Below are 445 nucleotides of genomic sequence, written 5' to 3' on the forward strand. Positions count from 1 at the left end.
CGACAAGGAGGCCGCGCAGTGGCTGGACGGCGCGCTCGACCACATCGTCGCGCTGACGGAGGACGACACCGGCCGCGCCGAGCACAACATGTACGCCGAGGACGGCCCGCCCAGCGTGAGCGAGGACCGGCTGGAGGTGTTCGGCGAGGCGGTCTGGGCCACCTACGACCTGCGCCAGCTCTGGAAGAGCATGGGCCCGCGCGTCGAATCCGTGCGCCGCGAGGACACGCCGGGTCGCAACGACCCGTGCAACTGCGGCAGCGGCAAGAAATACAAGAAGTGCTGCGGAAATTGAGCACAACCCCCTGAGGCGCTGCGCGCCTTCCCCCCGGGGGGACGACGCCAGTGGCCCGGCGGAGCCGCCGGTTCCACGGCGTCTGCTGGCCTGGGCCGCGCCTTCTGCGTGATGCGGGAAAGCATCGGAGGCTGCCCACCACGTTGTGGG

1 protein-coding gene is annotated in these 445 nt (G+C 70.8%); it reads left to right on the forward strand.

Annotated elements, in window-relative coordinates:
• Positions 1-295: SEC-C metal-binding domain-containing protein (locus tag E0L35_RS25595; protein ID WP_171051240.1), on the forward strand; the 295-nt coding region annotated here is incomplete at its 5' end.
• Positions 296-445: the final 150 nt, after the last annotated feature.

Source organism: Halomonas sp. ATBC28 (assembly GCF_005937175.1).
Lineage (GTDB): Bacteria > Pseudomonadota > Gammaproteobacteria > Pseudomonadales > Halomonadaceae > Vreelandella > Vreelandella titanicae.